Below are 545 nucleotides of genomic sequence, written 5' to 3'. Positions count from 1 at the left end.
GACCTGCCCGCCAAGGGTGAGACCGCGGCGCTGAAAGCGAATGACCGGCTCTGTTATCCGGTGTTCTGGCATCCGGACCCGGAGGCCGAGGACATCGACTGGTTCCACAAGTACGTGGTGGACAGCATCGAGGAACTTCCCGCTGTTGATGGCGCGGTGGGTTCGCTGACGAGCTACGCGTATGCGAACGCCGGGTGGAAGATCGCCGAGGCGGAGTTCACCAAGAAGTCGACCCGGACCTATTCCAACTTCGCCGGCTTCGAGCAGACGACAGTTATCACCGGTGCCGACGATGCGGCGATCGGTAGCAAGCGGACGAAGGCTGTCACCCGGTACTTCCGCGGTATGGGCGACACGGTTTCGGTCAAGGACATCACCGGCGCCGAGATCGCGAAGGACGCTGAGCCGTTCGCGGGCCGTATTGCTGAGGAGCTGACGTATGCGGGGGCGGCTGACGCCGACAGCGATTGGCTGACCCGCAGCATCACCTACCCGGTGGCGACCAAGCTGGCCGAGCGGGAGCGGGAGGGGATCAGCCCGCTGCG

At 64.8% G+C, this 545-nt stretch carries 1 protein-coding gene; it reads left to right on the top strand.

All coding sequences use genetic code 11. The features are described 5' to 3' along the window. On the top strand, positions 1-545 hold a 545-nt coding region (locus ACFQV6_RS44390), incomplete at both ends, for a hypothetical protein (protein WP_378033764.1).

The organism is Actinoplanes sp. GCM10030250 (assembly GCF_042666575.1).
Lineage (GTDB): Bacteria > Actinomycetota > Actinomycetes > Mycobacteriales > Micromonosporaceae > Actinoplanes.
Note: the sequence above shows the minus strand (reverse complement) of the source record. Positions and strands in the feature narration are given on the sequence as shown.